Source organism: Enterococcus sp. AZ035, assembly GCF_050548325.1.
Classification (GTDB): Bacteria; Bacillota; Bacilli; order Lactobacillales; family Enterococcaceae; genus Enterococcus; species Enterococcus faecalis.
Genome location: NZ_CP172958.1, coordinates 2,639,866 through 2,662,885 on the forward strand (window position 1 = coordinate 2,639,866; position 23,020 = coordinate 2,662,885).

Annotated in this window: 12 protein-coding genes and 1 riboswitch; of the genes, 4 read left to right on the forward strand and 8 right to left on the reverse strand. The window is 41.1% G+C overall.

Features of this window, described 5'->3' with window-relative positions:
* Positions 1-92: 92 nt before the first annotated feature.
* A complete protein-coding gene (rpoB, locus tag IGL32_RS12655) occupies positions 93-3,707 on the reverse strand; it encodes a DNA-directed RNA polymerase subunit beta (RefSeq protein ID WP_002389470.1) in 3,615 nt (1,204 codons plus the stop codon).
* A 417-nt stretch (positions 3,708-4,124) separates the two neighbouring features.
* Complete coding sequence (locus IGL32_RS12660) at positions 4,125-4,340, reverse strand: zinc ribbon domain-containing protein (protein ID WP_002354768.1); 216 nt, start codon at positions 4,338-4,340, stop codon at positions 4,125-4,127.
* A 138-nt stretch (positions 4,341-4,478) separates the two neighbouring features.
* Between IGL32_RS12660 and IGL32_RS12665 the strand changes: the two genes are divergently transcribed.
* Complete coding sequence (locus IGL32_RS12665) at positions 4,479-5,471, forward strand: biotin--[acetyl-CoA-carboxylase] ligase (RefSeq protein ID WP_002358973.1); 993 nt, start codon at positions 4,479-4,481, stop codon at positions 5,469-5,471.
* Between the two features lie 65 nt (positions 5,472-5,536).
* Here IGL32_RS12665 and IGL32_RS12670 read toward each other — a convergent pair whose 3' ends face one another.
* Positions 5,537-6,169 carry an RloB family protein gene (locus IGL32_RS12670; RefSeq protein WP_002358972.1) on the reverse strand — a complete coding sequence of 211 codons (633 nt, stop codon included), beginning with the start codon at positions 6,167-6,169 and terminating at the stop codon, positions 5,537-5,539.
* 8 nt (positions 6,170-6,177) lie between these two features.
* Positions 6,178-7,473 carry an AAA family ATPase gene (locus tag IGL32_RS12675; RefSeq protein ID WP_002379013.1) on the reverse strand — a complete coding sequence of 432 codons (1,296 nt, stop codon included), beginning with the start codon at positions 7,471-7,473 and terminating at the stop codon, positions 6,178-6,180.
* A 203-nt stretch (positions 7,474-7,676) separates the two neighbouring features.
* Positions 7,677-7,843, forward strand: a riboswitch (M-box (ykoK) riboswitch).
* Positions 7,844-7,934: 91 nt separating this feature from the next.
* Between IGL32_RS12675 and IGL32_RS12680 the strand changes: the two genes are divergently transcribed.
* Both IGL32_RS12680 and pepG1 (IGL32_RS12685) read left to right on the forward strand, forming a co-directional pair.
* A complete protein-coding gene (locus tag IGL32_RS12680) occupies positions 7,935-9,551 on the forward strand; it encodes a phosphatase PAP2/LCP family protein (RefSeq protein ID WP_156210172.1) in 1,617 nt (538 codons plus the stop codon).
* A gap of 529 nt (positions 9,552-10,080) precedes the next feature.
* On the forward strand, positions 10,081-10,224 hold the full coding sequence (pepG1, locus tag IGL32_RS12685) for a type I toxin-antitoxin system toxin PepG1 (protein WP_277813408.1): 144 nt from the start codon (positions 10,081-10,083) through the stop codon (positions 10,222-10,224).
* A 189-nt stretch (positions 10,225-10,413) separates the two neighbouring features.
* Here pepG1 (IGL32_RS12685) and IGL32_RS12690 read toward each other — a convergent pair whose 3' ends face one another.
* Positions 10,414-14,187 (reverse strand): WxL domain-containing protein, encoded by a 3,774-nt coding sequence (locus IGL32_RS12690; RefSeq protein ID WP_156210171.1) that lies wholly within the window; start codon positions 14,185-14,187, stop codon positions 10,414-10,416.
* 596 nt (positions 14,188-14,783) lie between these two features.
* Between IGL32_RS12690 and pepG1 (IGL32_RS12695) the strand changes: the two genes are divergently transcribed.
* Entirely contained in the window at positions 14,784-14,927 is a 144-nt protein-coding gene (pepG1, locus tag IGL32_RS12695) for a type I toxin-antitoxin system toxin PepG1 (RefSeq protein WP_277813275.1), read from the forward strand.
* A 386-nt stretch (positions 14,928-15,313) separates the two neighbouring features.
* Here pepG1 (IGL32_RS12695) and IGL32_RS12700 read toward each other — a convergent pair whose 3' ends face one another.
* The 3 genes from IGL32_RS12700 to IGL32_RS12710 all read right to left on the reverse strand — a co-directional run bounded on the left by IGL32_RS12700 (position 15,314) and on the right by IGL32_RS12710 (position 22,797).
* Positions 15,314-18,373, reverse strand: coding sequence for a WxL domain-containing protein (locus IGL32_RS12700; RefSeq protein ID WP_167591393.1), 3,060 nt, complete (start codon positions 18,371-18,373; stop codon positions 15,314-15,316).
* Between the two features lie 211 nt (positions 18,374-18,584).
* The gene (locus IGL32_RS12705; protein WP_156210170.1) at positions 18,585-22,448 is read right to left on the reverse strand and encodes a WxL domain-containing protein; all 3,864 of its coding nucleotides are present in this window, start codon (positions 22,446-22,448) and stop codon (positions 18,585-18,587) included.
* Positions 22,435-22,797 (reverse strand): LPXTG cell wall anchor domain-containing protein, encoded by a 363-nt coding sequence (locus IGL32_RS12710; protein WP_002368511.1) that lies wholly within the window; start codon positions 22,795-22,797, stop codon positions 22,435-22,437. The genes IGL32_RS12705 and IGL32_RS12710 overlap by 14 nt, the downstream gene beginning before the upstream one ends.
* Between the last annotated feature and the right edge of the window lie 223 nt (positions 22,798-23,020).

The window sequence follows — 23,020 nt, forward strand, 5'->3', positions numbered from 1 at the left end:
AAGAAGGTCTGACGACACTTGGAACAAGTAATGGCTTGCGCAGTTGCAACAAAGTCGCAGTTGAATCAACTCATCAGAGTGGTAGCGACAAATTAGTCTCTGTCTTCGGCTGTTTCAATTTCTTGAACAACGTCTTGTGCTTCTTCTTTCACGACTGATTCTGCTTCTTTTTCCAGCTGTTTCGCTGATTGTTGTTCCGCAAATTTGGTTAGTGCGTCAACGGTGATTAAATCATCATCGTCATCGTCCATATCGCGTAACTCAATCTCAGCTTCCTCAATGTCCAAGACACGCATGTCTAAACCAAGTGATTGTAATTCTTTCACTAATACTCGGAATGATTCAGGCACACCTGGTTTTGGAATTGGTTCACCTTTAACGATGGCTTCGTATGTTTTCACACGTCCGACAACGTCATCAGATTTGTAAGTTAAGATTTCTTGTAATGTGTAAGCAGCACCGTAAGCTTCCAGTGCCCAAACTTCCATTTCCCCGAAACGTTGTCCACCGAATTGAGCTTTACCACCCAACGGTTGTTGCGTAACAAGAGAGTAAGGTCCGATTGAACGAGCATGCAATTTGTCATCAACCATGTGGGCTAATTTAATCATATACATGACACCAACGGAAATACGGTTATCAAATGGTTCACCTGTACGTCCATCGTAAAGAACTGTTTTAGCATCGCTAGCCATACCAGCTTCACGAACAGTTTCCCAAACGTCTTCATCGGTTGCCCCATCGAAAACAGGTGTTGCGACGTGAATGCCTAATTGGCGAGCAGCCATACCTAAGTGTAATTCAAGTACTTGTCCGATATTCATACGAGAAGGTACCCCTAATGGGTTCAACATGATATCAACAGGTGTTCCGTCAGGTAAGAATGGCATATCTTCTTCCGGCATAATACGGGAAACAACCCCTTTATTTCCGTGACGTCCCGCCATTTTATCTCCTTCGTGAATTTTACGTTTTTGAACGATATAGACACGAACTAACATGTTGACACCTGGTGATAATTCATCGCCAGCTTCACGAGTAAAGATTTTCACATCGTGAACGATACCGCCGCCACCGTGAGGTACACGGAGAGACGTGTCACGAACTTCGCGGGCTTTTTCCCCGAAGATTGCGTGTAATAAACGTTCTTCTGCAGATAATTCTGTGACCCCTTTAGGTGTGACTTTACCAACTAGTAAGTCGCCATCTTGAACTTCAGCACCAATGCGGATAATCCCCATTTCGTCTAAGTCTTTCAATGCGTCTTCCCCAACGTTTGGAATTTCACGGGTAATTTCTTCAGGTCCTAATTTTGTATCACGTGCTTCTGATTCATATTCTTCAATATGCACAGAAGTGTAAACATCGTCTTTAACTAAACGACGGCTCATGATAATGGCATCCTCGTAGTTGTAACCTTCCCATGTCATGAAGGCAACTAAGACGTTTTGCCCTAAAGCCATTTCGCCTTCTTCCATAGAAGGTCCATCCGCTAAAGTATCGCCTTTTTCAACTTTTTCACCTAAGTGAACAATTGGGCGTTGGTTGTAGCTTGTTCCTGAATTTGAACGACGGAATTTAGTAACCATATATTTGTCTAATGCGCCATTGTCGCGACGAACGCGAATTTCTTTTGCATCGACGAATTCTACGACACCGTCATGTTTACATAGTAAAGCAGCACCTGAGTCATGGGCTGATTTATATTCCATCCCTGTACCTACCCACGGAGAGCGTGGTTGAATTAACGGCACCGCTTGACGCTGCATGTTGGCACCCATCAAGGCACGGTTGGAGTCATCGTTTTCTAAGAAAGGAATACATGCTGTTGCGACTGCGACTACTTGTTTTGGTGAAACGTCCATGTAGTCAACTTTGTCTACGGCAACTTCTAAGTTTTCACTTTGTAGACGCGCCATAACAACATCATTGGCAAATGTGCCATCTTCATTTAAAAGTGAGTTCGCTTGCGCTACGATATAATGGTCTTCGATGTCTGCTGTTAAGTAATCTACTTGATCAGTAACACGGCCTGTCGCACGATCAACACGGCGATAAGGCGTTTCGATGAAACCAAATTTATTCACTTTTGCGTAACTAGATAAACTATTGATCAACCCGATATTTGGTCCCTCAGGCGTTTCAATTGGACACATACGACCATAGTGAGAGTAGTGAACGTCACGAACTTCATAACCGGCACGGTCACGAGTCAAACCACCAGGCCCTAAGGCTGATAGACGACGTTTATGGGTTAACTCACCTAATGGGTTTGTTTGGTCCATGAACTGTGATAACTGTGAAGAACCAAAGAATTCTTTGATACTTGCTACCACTGGACGGATGTTGATTAATTGTTGTGGTGTCAATGTTTCTGTGTCTTGAATAGACATTCTTTCACGAACCACACGTTCCATACGGGCTAAGCCAATACGGAATTGGTTTTGTAATAATTCACCTACTGAACGGATACGACGATTACCTAAGTGGTCGATGTCATCGACATTGCCGATATCTTCCATTAAGTTGAAGAAGTAGCTCATTGAAGCAACGATATCTGCTGGACGAACTGTTTTTACGCTGTCGTCTGGATAGCCGTTACCAATCACATTTACGATACGTTCAGGATCTTTTGGTGAAAGAACTTGAATCACTTGGATTGTCATTGGTTCAGTTACTACAGCATCTTCACTTGGATAGTAAGTTACGCTGTTTAAGCCGTTGTCAATGTATTCGCCTAATGTTTCCATGATTTGGTGTGTTAAAACCGTGCCTTTTTCGACAATGATTTCACCAGTTTCTGGATCAACTAGCGTTTCCGCTAAGGTTAAGTTTAATAGACGTGTTTTTAAGTCTAATTTTTTGTTAACTTTGTAGCGACCAACGTTTGCCAAATCATAACGTTTTGGATCAAAGAAACGTGCAGTTAACAAGCTACGTGAGCTATCTGCTGTTTTTGGTTCGCCTGGGCGAAGACGTTCATAAATGTCTTTCAAGCCTTCTTCTGTACGAGAATCACTTGCATTTTTGTGTAAATCTTTTTCAATTGTGTTGCGTAAGCTTTCGCTGTCGCCGAAAATTTCGAAGATGGTATCATCTGAACCGAAACCTAAAGCACGAACTAACACAGTTAAAGGAATTTTACGTGTGCGGTCAATCCGAACATAAGAAATGTCTTTCGCATCTGTTTCCATTTCTAACCATGCACCACGGTTAGGAATGACTGTTGAGCCAAAACCTTCTTTGCCGTTTTTGTCCACTTTTCCATGGAAGTAAACACCTGGAGAACGAACTAATTGGGAAACGATAACACGTTCTGCCCCGTTGATGATGAAGGTACCCATTTCTGTCATTAATGGGAAATCGCCGAAGAATACTTCTTGGGATTTAATTTCACCTGTTTCACGGTTGGTTAAACGTAATGTTACATGTAATGGCGCAGAATAGTTGGCATCATGTGCGCGGGCTTCTTCTACTGTGTACTTTGGTTCTTTTAATTCATAGTCAACAAATTCTAAGGATAAGTTTCCTTGGAAATCATCAATTGGTAAAATGTCTTCAAACATTTCACGAAGTCCCTCATCTAAAAACCATTGATAAGAGTCTGTTTGGATTTCAATTAAATTTGGTAATTCCAATACTTCACTGATACGTGCGAAACTTCTACGTTCGCGATGCTTTCCGTATTTTACTACGTGTCCAGCCAAGCTCTTCACCCCTCTAGTTATAAGTCTATCAAAACACCGATCCGAAAAATTACATTTACGTTACATATATTAAATATATGTAACAAAAAGCATTTTTTGCAGTTTTTAAGCAAAAAAAAACCAAAAATAGAACATGCTTCCGAAAAATTTTCTGGCGTTTCTACTTTTGTTTTCCTATAAAAAACCGGAACGGACAATATTTCGCTCCTGCTTCGTCACTTTCAGATAGTTTTTGCTCTATAGATTCTACTACCTTTGTCTAGAAAAGTCAAGGGTTTCTTTAAGGTTTTCTTTTTCATAAAAAGGAGTTTTTTTGTAAAGGGTTTTAATGAAAAAATGCGTAATAAATAATTACGCATTTTCCCCTATCTTCCTCTTCACACAAAAAAACGAATGCAAAGATGCATTCGTTTTTGACTAACCGCCACCTAATAAAAAGTCTAGGACATTCATGCCGCCGCTTGTTTGGCTGCGGTAAAGTTCGGTGTAGCCGCATTGGGTACAGCTAATTGTAATAAATTTTTTATTTTGAACATCAAAAATTTTCGCAAAGTTCCCACCTGTTGCTTGAAATTGGTCCGACACATAGTGCATGTTGCCACATTTCTCACAAACATATTGTTGCTTTTCCATTCCCCTCACTCCTTCTCAATAAAACAAGTATAGCAAACGCCTGCTTCATTTTCCTCCATCCTAAGATGGATTTTTTCACTAGTTGACCAAGCCTTTTCCTTTCCGCTACAATAAGCATAACGAATCGGAGGAAAAAATATGTCGACAAAAAGCCAAGTCCTAACTTTATTGATGAAACAAACGCCCGCATTCCTTTCGGGCGAAGAGATGGCACAACGTCTGTCCTTATCTCGCACAGCTATTTGGAAAGCGATTAATGAATTGAAAAAAGATGGCTATCAAATTACTAGCGTGCAAAACAAAGGGTATCGCCTTGAAAAATCAGATGTCCTTTCTGCAGAAGGCATTCAGTTGGCATTATGGCCACAAACACCGCCTTTAACAATTACCGTCCTAGAAACATCTGAATCTACCATGACCGATGCTAAGCGGGCGATTTTAGACCAGACGCCCGACAATACTTTGATTGTTGCTGACATGCAAGAAATGCCTCGGGGCAGGTTCGGCCGGCCGTTTTTCGCTACGCCAGGTAAAGGGATTTACATGAGCATGGTGCTTCAACCGAACCAAAATTTTGAAGAAATCGCTCAATATACTGTGATTATGGCCGTAGCGGTCGCTCGAGCAATGGATGCTCTGGCAGGCGTTCACACAGAAATTAAATGGGTCAACGATCTTTATTTAAATGGCAAAAAAGTTTGCGGGATTTTGTCTGAAGCCATGAGCAATGTGGAAACAGGGCAGATTTCTAATGTTATCATCGGCATGGGGATTAATTTTTCAATTACAGAAACCGAATTCCCTGAGGACATTCGGCAGAAAGTGACTTCCCTTTTCCCAGATGGTGAACCGACGGCGACGCGAAATGAATTAGTCGCCAACATTTGGAATCATTTTTACCAAATTTTAGACGAACGTTCAACGAAAGACTTTTTAGAAGAATACCGGCAACGCTCCTTTGTGATTGGCAAAGACGTCGCTTTTACCCAAAACGGGCAAGACTTCCGCGGCGTTGCGACAACCATTAATGGAAATGGGGAATTGATTGTCCAGTTGCCTGATGGCACGGCCAAAACATTGTCTTCTGGAGAAATTAGTTTGGACCAGATTGGTGAATGGCGTCGAGGATAAGTGGGGAAGTTTAGAAAAAAGCAAGAAAGCACCTGTCTAAATTTAAACAGATGCTTTCTTGCTCTTTAAAAATCAACTTCTTTTTGTGCTAACATTTCGCACAATTCTTTGGGGAAATTCGTATAGGGATTTTCATTGATTTTCATTTCTTCTAAAGGAGACAACCAGTTTTTATTCGTATTCTGAAAAGCAATAGCTACTTTTTCTTCAAGATACTTACATACTTCTGCGCCTTTAAAATTTCGATAACTGTCTTTTAAATGCAGAACTTTCTCTAATCTCCCATATAAATTTTCTCTAGTCATGTATCGATTGACTTCCTCAAAGTGAAGTAGTAACCAGAGTTCAAAGCATTCATTTGAAAAAATTGTCTTGATTTCAGGACGATGTCGTTGTGCACATCTTACCGCGTTTTCAATCGATTCTGTGGTTTGTTCGTCCTTGTCATACATAACATAAAACAAATCATAATTATCCCGCTCCGCTTTTCCCATACTCCGAATACAGGAAACGGCGTATTCGACCAACGCCTCTCCTTGACGTCTACATGTTTTTACTTTGAGTTTACTTTTAATATTGACTGCAGAATATTTTCGTTTAATCAATCTAAGGTAAGCTTCTTCTGTTTCTCCTTCGCAAAAAATCATGACATTTGGTTTTAATTTCTTTCCTTTTTTTACCCTTTTTATTTTTGGCATACCAACTTCTACTCCTTTACCTTCACTGCCTGAACGATTTCACTTCGATCAATATGAGGAACACCACCGAACAGACCATTTAAATAACGGCGATAATATGTGATATCTCCGCGACCTTTTTTTGGGTCTGCTTCAAAGTCATACAAAGCGTATAATTCGCTGGCGCCACGATAATTCTTATCTGTGAAGTAAATTTGATCCTTTCTCAATTGATTATCCATCAAATGAAGTTCATGGGAGGTCAAGATAAATTGTGTATTCGTCTCCATGGCATTGAACGCTTCTAACAATGTTCCTGACAACTCTTGATGAAATGCATCATCAAATTCATCAAAAACAAAAACTTTTTCTTCTGGATTAAATAAAATATTTAGCGCTAAGCCAATTAATTTTTTCGTCCCAGAAGATTCCAAATCATAATGAATACGTTCTTGTCCGACCACTTGATTCATTTCATCATATTGGTTATAAACAGAGTACAGCGAATACAGACTTTTCTTGACTCGACCAATTTCAATGGTCGGGTCTTTTTCTTGGATAATTCGTTCTAAAACAGCGGCTAATTTTTCTTGTTTCGAGTAATCTTCCTCTTTGTCTTTCACAGGAACCAGGTCAACCATGTTCATATCCGCAAGTTTCAAAAAGTTCAAGAATTTCTCTTTGTCTTTTTCATTGCTCAGCCGTTCAATATTCCGTAAAGACCCATCAAAAATAACTAACTGATTGGCAAACCAACGAACGACATTCGTAGCGTGCTGATCATTTTTTGATTCCAACGTATGGATAACTAACGAATTAGACTTAATTTGTGTTTGGTATTCTTGATATTTTTCTGGAAAAACGGAAGATTCCGCACCGTCTCTTTTAAAATAATAAACAAAATCATCCTGCGTTTTGTCATAAATCTCTAAAGATTCCTTAACTACTTCGCGCGCTGTGTTAGCTAACGAATAGCGATACAAGACACTGTCATTAATAAATTCAATGGTCATAACAGATGGGCTCTGTTTAGTGAGAGGGTCTAACGCAAAAGGTTCATATAATAAAGCATCATTAATCGAAGCTTGTTCTCTTAAAACTAATGTTTTTAATGCATTTAACCCACTCACTAAATTTGATTTTCCTGAACCATTTCCCCCAAAAACAATGGCACTCTTCAGTAACCTTAGTTTTTCTGGGTAATTTTTAGGTTTCACTTCGAAACGATTATTGACATACTTTCGTAAATACGCACCTGTTTGTAGGGAAAGTGTTTGTTCCTCTTTAAAAGATAGAAGATTTTTGACTGTAAAATTAACTAGCATGCTGTTCACCTCCTCGTTTTTTCATCTATTCTTTTATTATATCGTTAAAGACTGATACTGTAAAACGTTTTTCCGTTTTTAAAATAAATTTCTCGAAATAACGCTTTTCCCCCACACCTTTAAATTTATTTAAAAAACAATAAATTTTCTTAAACTTCATTGTGAGAACCGCTGCATAAATTCTATACTTCTAGCGTTAGATAAAATAACCTTGTTAGGTGAGGCTCCTATCCAAACATAGGCTATTGCGCAGAAATGTCGAAAGACACCAATGTGTAAAACAGGAATGGTCGAATTAAGGCTCTTCTAAAAATAGCTAAGAGAAATCTTTACGTTGGATAGTGCTAAAGCTCAGACGATGAGAACCGATTGGCTTGCTGTGTCCTGTTTAGTCACAAGCGCTTATTTACGATCGATGCTGGCTTAGTCTACTCTTTCAAGGGAAAAAGAAAGGGATTCTCATGCAAACATCGAATAAAAAATTTCCACTTTATGCCCTAACAACGCTTTGTTTTACTTTCCTCACTTTGTTAGTGGCGGCTAGTCCAAATTGGTTTCAACAAATGGACGAAGCTATCTATCACATCAAATGGCAATTAAATGCCCCACTTTTAACAGCGGTCAATCTGTTAGCAAAAACAGCCACGATTGGACCAATGCTGCTATTCTTCTTATTATTGATGGTATACCTTTTACGCAAAAAAGAAAAAATTCTAGCCTTGTGGGCTGTCAGTAACCTATTAGCTGTCGGCTTTTTAGGGAGCGTTTTTAAACATGTGGTGGGTCGGGCTCGACCAAACCTAGGCGCTTTAGCTGACCGGAGCTCTGCTAGCTTTCCCAGCGGACATTCATTATTAGCAATGGCACTAGTCTGTACGATTTTGATTATTTTGGCCTATCTTCATGTCGAAAAAACCAAAGGCATCAAAATTTTCTTACTCACTTATTTAGTTTTGATTGTGTTAGGTCGTTTAATCTTACGCGTTCATTATCCTAGTGATGTCATCGCTGGGATGCTCCTAAGTTATAGCTGGATCAACTTTTCATTTCAAATTGTTCAACGTTATTTGCCGGCACCTGAACCAGAGGAAGCAGAAGTACCGACACAACGCCGGTGCCGCCATTCTCGTAAAAGAAAAAGTTTATTCGTGGTCTTTAGTTTAACCCTTTTATTTTTAGGCACACTTTCTGTTTCGGCTTACGGCGTCAGCATGTATCGCAATTTGCAAAAAACGGCGAACACCATGTATAAACCAAGAAAATCTTCCACGAAGAGCCCCGATTTAGCCAAAGGTGAGCCGGTTAGTTTCTTAATTATGGGAATTGCGAATGACTCAAAACGCAAAACCGATTACCGCTCCAACGCCTTAATGGTGGTTACAGTGAATAATCAATTACAAAAAACTACCATCACCAGCATCCCGCGCGACTACTATGTGGAAATGGCTGGCACCAATGGCGAATACAATAAAATCAATGCGGCCCACGTTTTCGGTGGTGCCGATATGCAAATTAAAACGGTTGAAAATGTCTTGCACATCCCAATCAATCATTACTTTTCAATTGATATGGATGCTATGAAGGACCTTGGCGATGCGGTGGGCGGCGTCACTGTTGACAATGCCTTTGCTTTTGACGCTGAAGGGATTCATTATCCGAAAGGCAAACAGCATTTAGGTGGCTGGGAAGCTTTACAATACGCGCGCATGCGTTACGAAGACCCCGAAGGCGACTATGGTCGTCAACGCCGCCAACGAGAAGTTTTAATCGAATTAACCAACAAGCTACTTTCTTTTAACAGCTTGCTAAAATATCAAGAAATTCTGGACGTAATCGGCGAACATGGCGAAACCGACTTATCCTTTGACCAAATGATGGCAATGCTAAAAAAATACACCCCCGCACTAAAAACGATTGAAACCGATCAATTAAAAGGCTACGATTACACTGGCGATGGCGTGACAGGGATTGAAGGTATTTCTTATCAACTTGTGGAAGAGAGTGAACGCCAACGTGTCGAAAATGCCATCAAAGAACAAATGAACCTCTCTACAAAAGACACTGAACAATCGCAATAACGACTAAAAAGCAGCGCCCCTTAATGAAAGGGGCGCTGCTTAACTTTGCCTAGTTAGACGGTCATTTCAAAAATATTAATTTTTGTCACCGTTAGTAACGGCTCTACATCAGAGAGGTATGTTAGCGCATAGCTCTCTTTTCATTACCATTATAGTACAATTGCCTAAAAAATATATTGGAAACTAATTATTTTTTGTTTTACATAGTATACTCTAAGCGTAGAGAAGTTATGGCGGCGGCAAGCGCACAGGAACATGCGCTTTGCAACAAGAATCGCAACGTTAATCTTCGGAATCCTAAAAGCTGTTAAAGAAGACAAGAAAAAATAACCGTCTACTTTGACCAAGTACGGTTATTTTTAAATAATCCAAAAGGTCACCGTCTTAAACCTCTCTTTTCATTGCTATTATAGCACACTTACCTAAAAAAATATATTGAAAACTAATTATTTTTTAGCCCCACATGGTATAATGTATGTGTAGAGAAGTTATGGCGGTGGCTATCCAATCTGAAAGAGAGGTGATGCGTATGCACGTATTTCCGAAATTCACAGAAAGGAGAGGCCTTTTGTCAGCATATGAAACAATTCAGACAATTCTTGGGTTTGGTATGTTTACCATTGCTTTGATTGCGCTGATTGTGAAATTGCTTAAAAATGACAAGAAAAAATAACCGTCTACTTTGACCAAGCACGGTTATTTTTAAATAATAAAATTGGTCACCGTCTTAAACGGCTCTACATCAGAGAGATATGTTGGAAGCATATCTCTCTTTTCTTTATCATTATAGCACAACAACCCTAAAAAGACCATCAATAAAAAATGCCTGAGCCTCCTATTTCAAGGCTCGGGCATTTTTATTTTAGGGACCAGTCACCAAATTCCGAGTGACCGCAGCATTGTACTGTTGTCCTTTGGTTCCTTGGTTGGCTGGTACTTCTAATTTAATGTTCTCAAACGTAAAATCCAGTTGGTAGACGTCACTACCTGTGAACTGTTGGTTTGCGACAACACTGGTTGCCACATTATTCGCCGTTAAGCTCAAAGAACTAGTCTTACCAACTGCTTTGATTTGTTCGGTTGCTTCGTTATAATTTGTAAAACTTGAAACATTCGCTGGACCTAACAATAAACGAGTCGCTGTTGGCAGACTATCTGTGGTTGCTTTCGGTTGAGATAGTTGCGCTGTCATCTGCCAATTCGGTTGATTTTTCTTAATTCGCAAGTAAGGATTGCGTGTACCATTTTCGTAGTAATCGGCCGCTTTTTTCAAGCCTGATTGTTGCGTTTTACTAGCAATATTCATTTTTCCAAAATCAAAGGTTGGCACGCTGATAAAGCCTTCTGTTGGTGTAATTGTTCCTTGGGTTGTATCTGTCAGACGTACCGCATCCGCGGCGCTCACTGTCGCAAAATTTCCTGTAACATCAAGGGTTGCCGTCAAGCGTTGGTCTGATGTTCCTGAAATTTTGGTGCCAACAAGCGTCACGTTGGCTGTTTGACCTGCCGGTATTTCAAGACCTGTTAAGCTGATTCCTTCAGACCAAGTAGTCGCCGTTACTGGATAAATTTTCGGTGCTTGTCCGTCCAATTGGACAGAAAGTGACGTCGGCGTACCAATTCCTGCAGGCCAAGTAGTCGCTGGTTTCACTGTCAGCGTTTTAAGTGGTGCCAGGCTAGTATTTTTCAGTGTTGCCACCCAATCTACACTATCGTCATTATTCACGACACGGTTGGTGCTGGTCAAAGTTAAAGCAGCAGTCGGCGTTTCTTCTTCATAGACCGCCGTCATATCGTCATTATCATCAAAATCCACCAAATAATTAGGAGTAGCCGTTGTTTTTAAGGTCGTTGGCTTGGTGGTTCCTTTATACCAACCAACAAACTTATAGGTTTTTGCCCCAGCCGCATAAACGCTTGGTAAAGCTTTTGAAGCAGTATAAGTAAAAGGATCACTGGTGACTGTGACTTGATTCCCTTGCGTAAATCCTTGAGGTGGCGTGATTTTTGCGCCAGATTTATCTACAAAGTTTTCAGTCACTCGGCGATTGGTCGCATAGTAATAGATTGGCTTATTAGGATACATTTCTACGCCTGTTGGTGCCACGCTACTTCGAATTAACGTAGCTTTGTACAAACTAGAGAAACTTTGTGTAGGCTCTTCTTTCCAATGAAACTCAATTATTTTGTATTGATTGGCTTTGACTTTCGAAGCAGAAAAGTAAGGTGGTTGTGCCCCCTCAACATACAGATTACCACTAAACATATTCTCAACACGCCCTGCAACTGGATAATCTAGTCCTTGGTAGTTGGCAGGTTTGGTAAAAGAAATTTCTTGGTATTGTCTTGGAATCGTAATCAATGAATTTTTTGTTCCATAGAAATTCATCTGGGGAGTCAATACATATTCCTTTTGCGGGATCGTCAAAGTTTTAACGTTGCCTGTACTGTCGACAGCTGAAACATTACTTAAAACCGTACTCAGCCCATCGATTGTTTCAACAATATCAGTAGTCACCTGAAACCCTGTCGGCTGAAGCAATTGCCCATCTTCCCCAACAAAACCAAATGTCACCGTATTTCCGCCGTATTTAATTTCTTCGTAAACAACGGTTAAATCATCGTTATCGTCAAACGTTGTATCATACTCAGGCGTTCGACTCGTTTCCAACAACTCAGGCTTGGTTTTGCCTTTATACCAGCCTTTAAATCGGTATGCTTTATTGTTTAAAAAATAACTAAACGGCAATTCCTTTGCCAATTTAAAATGATAAGTATCACTGTCAATCACCGTTTGATTCCCTTGCGTGAAGCCTGTAGGCATCGGTACCTCAGCACCTGCTTCATCAACATAGTGTTCAGTGACGCGGCGGTTTTCTAAGAAATAGTACATCGTGTTATCGGTCGTGAAATAAGCTGGATAAATCTCGGTCGTCGCCATGTTTAAAGTTGCACTAAATCCCGTGTTGGTAACGTCAGGTTGCCAACTACTTCTGTACATACGATAGCTATGAGGCGTCGGTAAATTATATAAACTATAGCGAGTGCCATCCGTTGTTATCCGTTCATCTGCCTGACCACTAATATGCCTTAACAGCGTTGTCGCCAAAGGATAGGCGGTCGTTGAGCCAGTGTAGAATGAACCAGGTGTGACTGTTGGAATTTTATAGCGCTTGGGAATAGTCAACCGAAAATCGGTTACCCCAGAAGAAGCAACTTTAATTTTAGGTACATAGGTTAGTGTTTGGCTAGGAACGGTTAACTGTTTTAAATTGCCTACATTAGCGCCTGTAATAGCCCCCACCTTCTGGACCACCTTATCCTCGACAGTTGTTAAGTTCGCCTGAATGTCTACATTCGTTGGCGCAACAAGCGCCCCTTTTTCATCAACAAAGCCAAACTTATAGGTAACTTCTGGAATAGTAGTGGTCATTTCATCGACTTCATCATAAAAAACATATAAATTGTCGGCATTATCATAAGTGACATCGAACTCTGGCGTCAATGAGGTTTCTAACTTAACGGCTTTCGGGTCCGCTGGTCTTGCTGACCCTTTGTACCAGCCTTTAAACTGGAAATGACGATTCCCAGAAGAGTAACTTGCTGGAAACGCCTTTGGTGCTTTATAGTGAAAATTGTCTGAATCAACCACTGTTTTTGAAAGACTGGCATTATACCCTGTAGGATAGGCAGGTAAAGCGCTTGGTACCATGGTACTATAATAAATATTAACCCGTCTGTTGGGTACATAATAGTAAACCGTGTCATCCGTCGTATAATAAGCATTGACACCACTTGTCGTGGCCAGACTAAAGCCATAAGCAAACTTAGTCTTTGATACATCACTGTTCCAAGCAGTTGTAGTAAACTCGTATTGCTTCGGAATAGTTCTAGCCAACTTAAAGCGTATACCACTCTCATCTATTTCTGTTACTTCATTGTTTGGGACGCTAACTCTCTTAGATTGAGCGATTGGAAATGTCGTGCCTGTATGATAACTAGTGGGGGATATTTGAGGTAAATCATAGTAATCAGGTAAACGAATTTGACTATTCTGAACCCCCGAATACCCCGTATTTCCCGTACTATCATCATCAGCCAACATCACTGTCGGCACCGTCATTTCTTTAAGATTACCGACATTGCTTGTGACAACCTCACCAACTTTGCCAGAGGTGCCTTGCGCTTCAACCTTCATTACATCGCCAGTAATCGTGACTTTAGCGGGATCAATATAATTACCCGCTTCATCAATAAACGCTAATTTATACGTTTTGGCGGGAACAGCAACAGTACCTGCCCGATTTTCTCGTTTGCTCCCTTGCTGTGAGTCAGGCATAAGCGGAACAGGCTGATCCAGTTGAACGTTTTCAGAAACTTCTGCTACTGGCGGTTCTTCTGGTTGCGCTTCTGCCACCGTTGTTGTAATTGGTGGAATCACTGGTAGTCCTCGAAGAGGTGCTCCGCTCTCTGAACTTTCTGGTGGTGCATCAGTTTGCGGTTCTTCTTGTGGTTTTTCTTGAGTGATATTTGGTGCGTTTATGGTTTCAGCAACTGCTGGGATGCCATTTAATGAACTGATTAGTAAAGAACCACACAAAGCGATTGCAAATAAACGGTTTCTTTTTTGATTCATGCCATTCTCCTTTTTTATGTAACTTTTTATTGTTATTTTTATTGTCCTATGTATGATTTTTTGTATGATTTTCATTTTATCAAAAAAAGTCCCCGCTGAAATTTCAAATTTTGATACGACAACTTGATATTTTCAATGATTCCTTTCATACCAAGGAGGAGCGGCTGTATTTTGGTAAAAAACAGCCTGGAAATCAGTGGAATTCACCATTTTCTCTCTAATTTCTGCTGATTTTTCTTGATATTTATTGAAAAAAACTCAAAATGTTAGTAATAAGAACTAACATTTTGAGCTTTTCTTCTCTATTCTTAACAATTAGGGAACAGGAAAATCTTTTAAAGCTTAAAAATGACAATAAAAAATAACCGTCAACTTTGACTGAGTACGGTTATTTTTTGTAACTAAAAAGGTCACCGTCTTAAACGGCTCTACATCAGAGAGGTATGTTAGCGCATATCTCTCTTTTCATTATCATTATAGCACAATTTCCTAAAAAAATATATTGGAAACTAATTATTTTTTTGTTTCGCATGGTATAATCTATGTGTAGAGAAGTTATGGCGGTGGCTATCCAATCTGAAAGAGAGGTGATGCGTATGCACGTATTTCCGAAATTTAGAGAAAGGAGAGGCCTGTTGTCAGCATATGAAACAATTCAGACAATTCTTGGGTTTGGTATGTTTACCATTGCTTTGATTGCGCTGATTGTGAAATTGCTTAAAAATGACAATAAAAAATAACCGTCTACTTTGACCAAGTACGGTTATTTTTTGCAACTAAAAAGGTCACCGTCTTAAACGGCTCTACATCAGAGAGGTATGTTGAAGCATATCTCTCTTTTCCTTTTCATTATAGCACATTTTCCCGAAAAGTACGAATAAATTTATCGTTAATCTTCGGAATCCTAAAGGTTGTTAAAGAAGACAAGAAAAAATAACCGTTTACTTTGACCAGTACGGTTATTTTTAAATAATCCAAAAAGTCACCGTCTTAAACGGCTCTACACTAGAGAGGTATGTTACAGCATATCTCTCTTTTCATTGCTATTATAGCACAACGACCATCAAAAGACCATCAATAAAAATGCCCGAGCCTTAGAAAAATAAGAGGCTCGGGCATTTTTATTTTAGGGGCCAGTCACTAAATTCCACGTGACGGCGGCTTGGTATTGTTGGCCAGCCATACCTTGGTTGGCTGGCACTTCTAGTTTGATGTTAGCAAACGTGAAGTCCAACTGATAGACGTCACTGCCTGTGAACTGTTGGTTTGCGACCACCGCTGTTGCGGTATTGTCGGCGGTTAAAGTCACGGTGCTGGTCTTGCCAAGTGGTGTCCTGGTTTCTGTTGGTTGGTTGTAATCGGTAAAGCTGGCAGCAGTGGCCGTTCCTAGCAACAAGCGAGTCGTTGTTGGCAGGCTGTCTGTGGCTGATTTCGGTTGTGACAGCTGCGCCGTTAAACTCCAATTGGCTTGGCTAGTATTCAGGCGTAAATAAGGGTTGCGAATGCCATTGCCGTAGTAATCTGCGGCCTTCTTCAAACCATATTGTTGCTTACTTCCTGAAATTGCTAGTTTACCAAAATCAAATGTTGGCGTACTAATAAAGCCGTCGCCGTCAGGGCTCGTAATTTCTTGGTCTAAGTCTTTAATACGGACCGTATCTTTGGCAGTTAAGCTGCCAAAGTTGCCCGTTACTTCAACATCAGCGGTTAAAACTTGACCAGGTTGACCGGTCACGGTGGTTCCTAATATGTTCATTTTTAATTGACCGCCAGCTGGTAAAGGCTGATCCAACGTGATGGACACTCCTGCACCGGTCGTCCATTGTTCTTTGGTGACAGGAAAAGCTTTGGTGTTTTGACCCGTTCCTTGTACAAATATCGTGTTGGGTGCGCCGATGCCAGCCGCCCAAGTTGCCGTTGGCTTGATTTTAATGGTGGTTAACGGCGCTTCGCCTGTGTTCTTCAGTAGCGCCTCCCAGTAATCCATTGTGGCGCCATTTTCGATTATGTCAACGGCACCTGTTAACGTTAGTTCCGCGGTGGGAATCGCTTCTTGGTACACAGCGGTCATGTCGTCCTCATCATTAAAAGTTGGTGTAAAACTTGGGGTCGTTGTCGTCTTTAATGTTGCTGGCTTGGTTTTGCCTTTAAACCAGCCTTGGAAGATATAGGTTTTTTCACCAGCTTGGTAGATCTTCGGCAAAGCTTTTGCGACAGTGTAGACATAGTTTTCACTGTCCACCACTAGCTGATTTCCTTGTGTAAAGCCAGTTGGTGGCGTGATTTTTGCGCCACTTTCGTCTACAAAATGTTCAGTGACCCGCCGATTTTCTAAGTAATAATAAATGGTGCCATCAGGGGTCGATAAATTATAGTTGCCCCCAGCAGTTCCTGAATAGATACTCATTGAGTAAAGTGTCTTCGTGGGGTCCCACGTCCAGTAAGAACGGCGGGCAGTATAGCGTGTGGCACTTTTTTGGGTCAAGTTATACGCAGTGGTTCCCACTAAACTACTAACAATGTTGTCGGGGTTTTCGATGCCACGGCGCACTTCATTTGGTACTGGATACTTGGTTTTATCCCCTGTATACGCAGTAGTTGGTGAAATCGAAATCGTCTGGTAATACTTAGGAATTTCAACACTCACTTCTTGCGGGCCATAAGTTACGATTGTCCCATCGTCTGGGCGTGTGTAGACTTTTTGCGGGATGGCTAATTTCTTTAATTGACTTGCTGGCATATCGATTCCATCAATTGTGGGAAAAGTCGTCATTTCCCCTGTGGTTCCGTCACTTTCACCCATGGTCGCACTTAGCTTAAACTTGGCGGGATTAATCAAGTTTCCTTGCTCATCAACATAGCCGAACAAAGCTTCTCTCGCTGGCAACGTATAGGTTTTCATCACTGCTTCTTCATAGACCACATGCAAATCGTCATTGTCATCATAGGTCACCGCATAACTAGGCGTTTTGGTGGTTTCCAATGTGCTAGGTTTCGCATTCCCTTTGTACCAACCTTTAAATAAATACGTCTTCCCATCACTGCCTGTGTAACGTTCAGGCAAGGTGCCTTCTTGGGTAAAAGTAAAATCCTCCCCTGTCACAATGGTTTTCTTATCCTGCGTAAAACCTTCTGGCGCAGGAATCGCCCCGCCTGCGGGATTCTCAAATTTTTCCGTGACACGCCGCTTGGTTAAATAATAATACACAGGACCCGCTGTTCCTCGTCTTTGGTGCGAACTAGTTGGACCGCCGACATCTCCATAAAAATAGGTCAGTGCATACGTAACGCCTCCTGGTGCCGTAGCTACCGTATATTTAAACGTCTTTTTAGGACCAAACGTCAGCTTATTGGGCATTTTTTCATTGGTTAACTCTAATTCCGTCTCCGCATTGGCGCCCACATAGTTCGTCACTTTGCCCCCAACGTTCGCAAAAACCGTTGGCACTGGATATTGCGTAGTGTCTCCTGTATAAAACGTACTTGGTCGAATGTCCAGGCTTTGATACTCCTTAGGAATAGTAAACGACACTTCAGAAACGCCATAAATGTTACTTGGATCCCGATTGTTGGTATCATATTTAAAAGCTGGTGACGTTGGAATAGACAGTAACTTTCCGCCATTCACAGTGGTGGGCTCAAGGGGGGTTCGTTGTAATTTCTCTTCATAAAACGAAAACGAAGAAAGATTGACCGTCATCGTAATCCGGTCGGGATCAAACAACGTCCCGTCTTCCTCCACAAAGAAAAAGGGAATCTCGCGCCCTTCCACAGAAGAATAACCAATCGCTCGAGAAGCAATTCTTGCCGTTTCCTGTGGCGGCACTGTTTTCGCTTCACTAGCGACCGTTGCCTGTGACTCTTCGGTTGGCTGTGTCGTCTGGTTCGCTTCGTCACTAGACTGAGATGATGCTACTCCTTGCTCCGTCGCCCCAGTAATCGTTTCCGCTAACACAGTCACACCGACCACTGAATCCATGAACAAAGAACAACTTAACCCAACAACTAGCCATCTTTTCCAATTTACTCGCTTCATCTTGCTCCTTCTTTCTATGTAAAAATTCAATCTATAGTCTCTATAAAGTCCTTTCTTAATCAGTATCCTGTTATTATCGATACTGATAACTAGCATTTTTTTATTTATTTTACCAAAGAACACACCGCTTGAAATTTCAAATTTTGACATATTGAGTGCCGTTTTTTAGTGATTCCTATCCTTTCAAGGCTGAGCGCCTCTGTCCCCTTTGAAAACAAGTGTTATTTTAGCGAAAATCAAGGATTTAAACGCTCTTTTAACGAACTCCAACTATTTTTTTCTTAACTTTTAAACCAAAAAGCTCAAAATGTTAGTAATAACAACTAACATTTTGAGCTTTTCTCATGATAACTTAACTATTTTAAGGACCTGTAACTAGGTTCCATGTAACTGCGGCCTTGTATTGCTGCCCTTTAACACCTTGATTGGCTGGCACTTCAAGTTTGACATTATTGAAGGTGAAGTCCAACTGGTAAACATTACTACCTGTGAATTGCTTGTTGGCAATAATACTCGTCGCCGTGTTGTTGGCTGTTAAGCTAATGGCACTCGTGGTACCGACCGTATTTTTCAACTCGGTTGGTTGATTGTAATTGGTGAAGCTAGAGACAGGTGCCGCCCCTAATAATAAGCGGGTCGCTGTAGGCAAGCTGTCTGTCGCTGATTTTGGTTGTGACAGTTGCGCTGTTAAGCTCCAATTCGGTTGCGTTTTCTTAATTCGGACATACGGATTGCGGGTACCGTTACCGTAGTAATCCGCGGCTTGTTTCAAGCTGTGTTGTTGCTTAGTTCCTGCAACGCCCACTTGGCCGAAGTCGAAGGTTGGCACACTGATGAAGCCTTCGGTCGTTGGTGTGACTACTTCTTGATCATTTGGACGAATTCTCACGAAGTTATCCACTGCACTATCTTTAATACCACCAAATACTACAACTTCTGCTTTCAAAACAGTGTTTGGTTTCCCTGTTGCGCGCGTTGTGAAAGCAACTGAAACTTTTTTGCCGATAGGAACGGCATTTGGTAAAGAAACCCCATCTGTCCAAAGTGTACTATTTACTGGGATTGATTTTGTCGTTTCTCCTTCTGGTGTCACTTCCATAAAGGTCGGGATCGTCAGACCAGCTGACCAATTGGGCCCTTTTTTCAAGGTAAGATTCTGTAAGGGTGCTTTGCTGGTATTCGTGATCGTTGTTGTCCAGATTACATTGGTATTCGTATCGATCACTTCTTTTGGTCGAGTTAATGTGACACTAGCCGTTGGTATTTCTTCCTTATACATGGCGGTCATATCGTCATTGCCATCAAAGGTCGCATTGAACGTTGGTGTTGTGGTTTTGTTCAACGTACTTGGCTTAGTTTTCCCTTTATACCACCCTTGGAACGTATAAGTCTTGCCACCTGCAGTATACGTCGCTGGTAAAGCTTTCGCCGCTGTATACTTGAAGGTGTTACTAGTCATCGGTACTTGGTTACCTTGGGTGAAGCCTGTTGGTGCGGTAATTTTGGTACCGTTGGCATCAACGAAGTTTTCGGTGACTTTGCGATTGGTTAAATGATAGTAGATTGGCCCTTCGATTGTTTTATATCTAATATTTCCATCGCTTTCATCTAAACTATTAATACTTCTACTCATAATATTCGGATATTTAACACTAGAATCTATCGTCACATTTATCTCCCACGGTGTATAACTCCTATCTTCCCTCTGTGTTAAAGTTAAATTAGAAATAAGCCCTGCTTCAGTGAAAACATTATCTGGTGCAATCGTGCTAATTATTGCTAGTTTAGGCAATGGATAATTCGTCCCAATTTTCCCTGTTTTATCGTAAAGATTTAACGATTCATAATATTTAGGAAGCTTGATTGAGAAGTCAGAAAAGACATCTCCATTCCAGCCGGTTGTAGTAGGTCGCTCGATAGTTGTCGCAGGAAATATCACCTGTTTAAAATTACCTACCGTTGTACCACTCTGATTGGCAGCAATTGTTTTGTAAGAAACGCTTGGATCTACTCCTGCAGGTCGTCTAAAAGAAATCCCCGTATGATTGTACGTAATATTAATATCTGCAGGATTCGCTAACTTACCATCTTCACCAACAAAACCAAATTGGAATGTCTCTGCAGGAAAATCAAAGGCTCTTACTTCCTCATACACCACATTCAAATCGTCATTATCATCATAGGTTACTCCATAACTTGGCGCTTTCGTCGTTTTCAAAGGCTCGGTTTTGGTTTTGCCTTTGTACCAGCCTTTGAACTTGTAGGTCTTGCCGCCTGCTGTATAGGTGTCTGGTAAGGTGCCTGCTTGTTTGAAGGTGTATGGGTCACTGTTAATCACTGTTTGTTTGCCCTGCGTGAAACCTGTTGGTGCTGTGATTTTGGCACCGTTTGTGTCTACGAAGTTTTCGGTGACACGGCGGTTTTCTAAATAATAATAAACAGTTTTATCTGGGGTAGCTAAATTGTAATTTACTCCTACCATACCAGAGTAAACGCCCATTACGTATGGCGCCTTAGTCGTATCCCATTCCCAAAAATATAGGTGAGTGCGATATGATGTGTTATTGTTTTTGATTAAGTCATATATATTTGTACCAGGCTTTGAACTAACAATCGTACTTGGATTTTCAATCTCCTTTCTGACCTCATTTGCAAGTGGATATTTCGTTTTATCCCCTGTATAAGTTGCCGTTGGCGAGATTGAAATGGTGCGATAGTATTTTGGAATTTCATGTGTAACACCTCGTGTACCATACGTGGTATCATCTATAGGCTCTGGTAAGGTGTAGACTTTTTGTGGAATCGTTAATTTTTTAAGATTCGTTGTCGTTACATTGGTTCCTGTAATCGTTGGAAGCAGTGTCGTCTTGCCACTTTTCGTTGTTTCAGACATCGTTGCTTTCAATGTGAAATTAGCAGGATTGATTAAATTACCTTTTTCGTCTACATAGCCAAAAGTAATTTCTTTGCTAGGTAATGTATAGGTTTTGGTGACTACTTCCTCATACACCACATTCAAGTCATCATTCCCATCATACGTCACCGCATAACTTGGCGCTTTCGTTGTGGTCAAGGTACTTGGTTTGGTTTTCCCTTTGTACCAGCCTTTGAACTTGTAGGTCTTACCGCCTGTTGTGTAGGTATCTGGTAAGGTACCAGCTTGTTTGAAGGTGAAAGCATTGCTGGTCATTGGTGTTTTCTTATTTTGGGTAAACCCTGTTGGCGGTGTAATGGCTACGCCACTAGTATTTACGAACTTTTCGGTGACTTGTTTCCGTGTGACTACGTAATTGACTGTTTGTTGATACGTTGGTGTACCATCAAATCCTACTAGTATTACTATAGGGTTTGTACCATTACTAGCACTTGTGACTTGCAACAACTTTAATAGTTCTTCATGATTAGTCGTATTAGTCACTGAACTCAGAGAAAAGATATTTGCACTATTTTTAGAAAATTTATTCCCTCTTCCACCCACGCTCCAAAGACCCTGATTACCAAACTGTGGCGTCTCAGATACTTGCTGATTAATGTATGAAGTAGCTCTAATTGTACCTGTTGAAGCAGCAATATTATCAACATACTTTAACGTGTTATCAATCTTTAATTGTTCAATTGTGTATATGTTCAGATCGTAACCTGCTGGTAAATTTTTGAAAAAATCGTACGGCAAAGGAACTGCTGCATTGACAGCTACTCGATATTGCCCACCACCTGCATTAGAAGAAACAATTGGATATCTATCAGCGTATGCGCGCCATTGACTAGTTGCCGTGTGACGAGCTAATTTATAATACGTCCCTGATAACGTTAAGGTTTCATCAGTAAAGCCAAAGGTCATTCTCGGATAAATCACTTGATTATTCGGTACCCAACGTGGTGAAATGCTCTTTTGTAGGTCATTTTCACTACTATTTGCTGGTGATTCTGCTTGCGGTTCTTCTTTCTGCTCTTCTTTTGCTTCTGTTTCTGCTTGTTTCTCCGTTTCTTTCGTTTCTTCTTCCTGACTCGTGTCAGTCGTTACTTGACTATTTTCCGTGCTGGCTTTCGTTGTTTCTTCCTTCACGCTACTGGCTGGCGTCTCTGCCTTGGCACTACTTTCGGCGGTCGGACTACTTTCAATCGTCACGGTTTCCGCAACTGCCGTCACACCAGAAAAGGCGTTAATTACTAAAGAACTACACAAGCCAATGGTTGCTAATCGTTGCCACTTAGTTTGCTTCATGTCGTCCCTTCTTTCTATGTACGATTCCCGCCAAACCGATTAAGGCGAAGCCGAGAATGCTCAAATTTGCCTGACTCTTGCTCCCTGTACGAGGGAGCGTTGAGCCAGTTGTGGTGGTCTGTGTCGAACCACCACTTCGTTGATCTCCTTGCGGAGGACCAGCTGGTTCCTTGGGATCAGCAGCTGGCGCATCTGTTTTCGGTGGGGGATCTTTAGGAGCGGGTGTTCTCGGATTTTGGTAAAATTCAATCCCCACCGAACTAGAACCACCATCAGACGCTTCAACATTTATAAAAAAACTAGGAGAAGATAGTAGACACACAATCATTAAATAACGCTTTTTTTTCATTGAAAAACCTCCTTTTAACTCGCTAGCCTTTCTTGCCCTTTTACACAAGAAAGACAAAACAACCTTTTGTTACTCCTCTATAATAACAAAGAAACCCCCAGCAGAAATTGACGATTTTTTCGCACCCCATGCGAAAATTTTGAAGGTTCCTATTCTGACAAGGGTTACAACAGCTGTTATTTAATAATCGGCTCAAAAAAAGGGCGATTTCGGCAAATTTTTA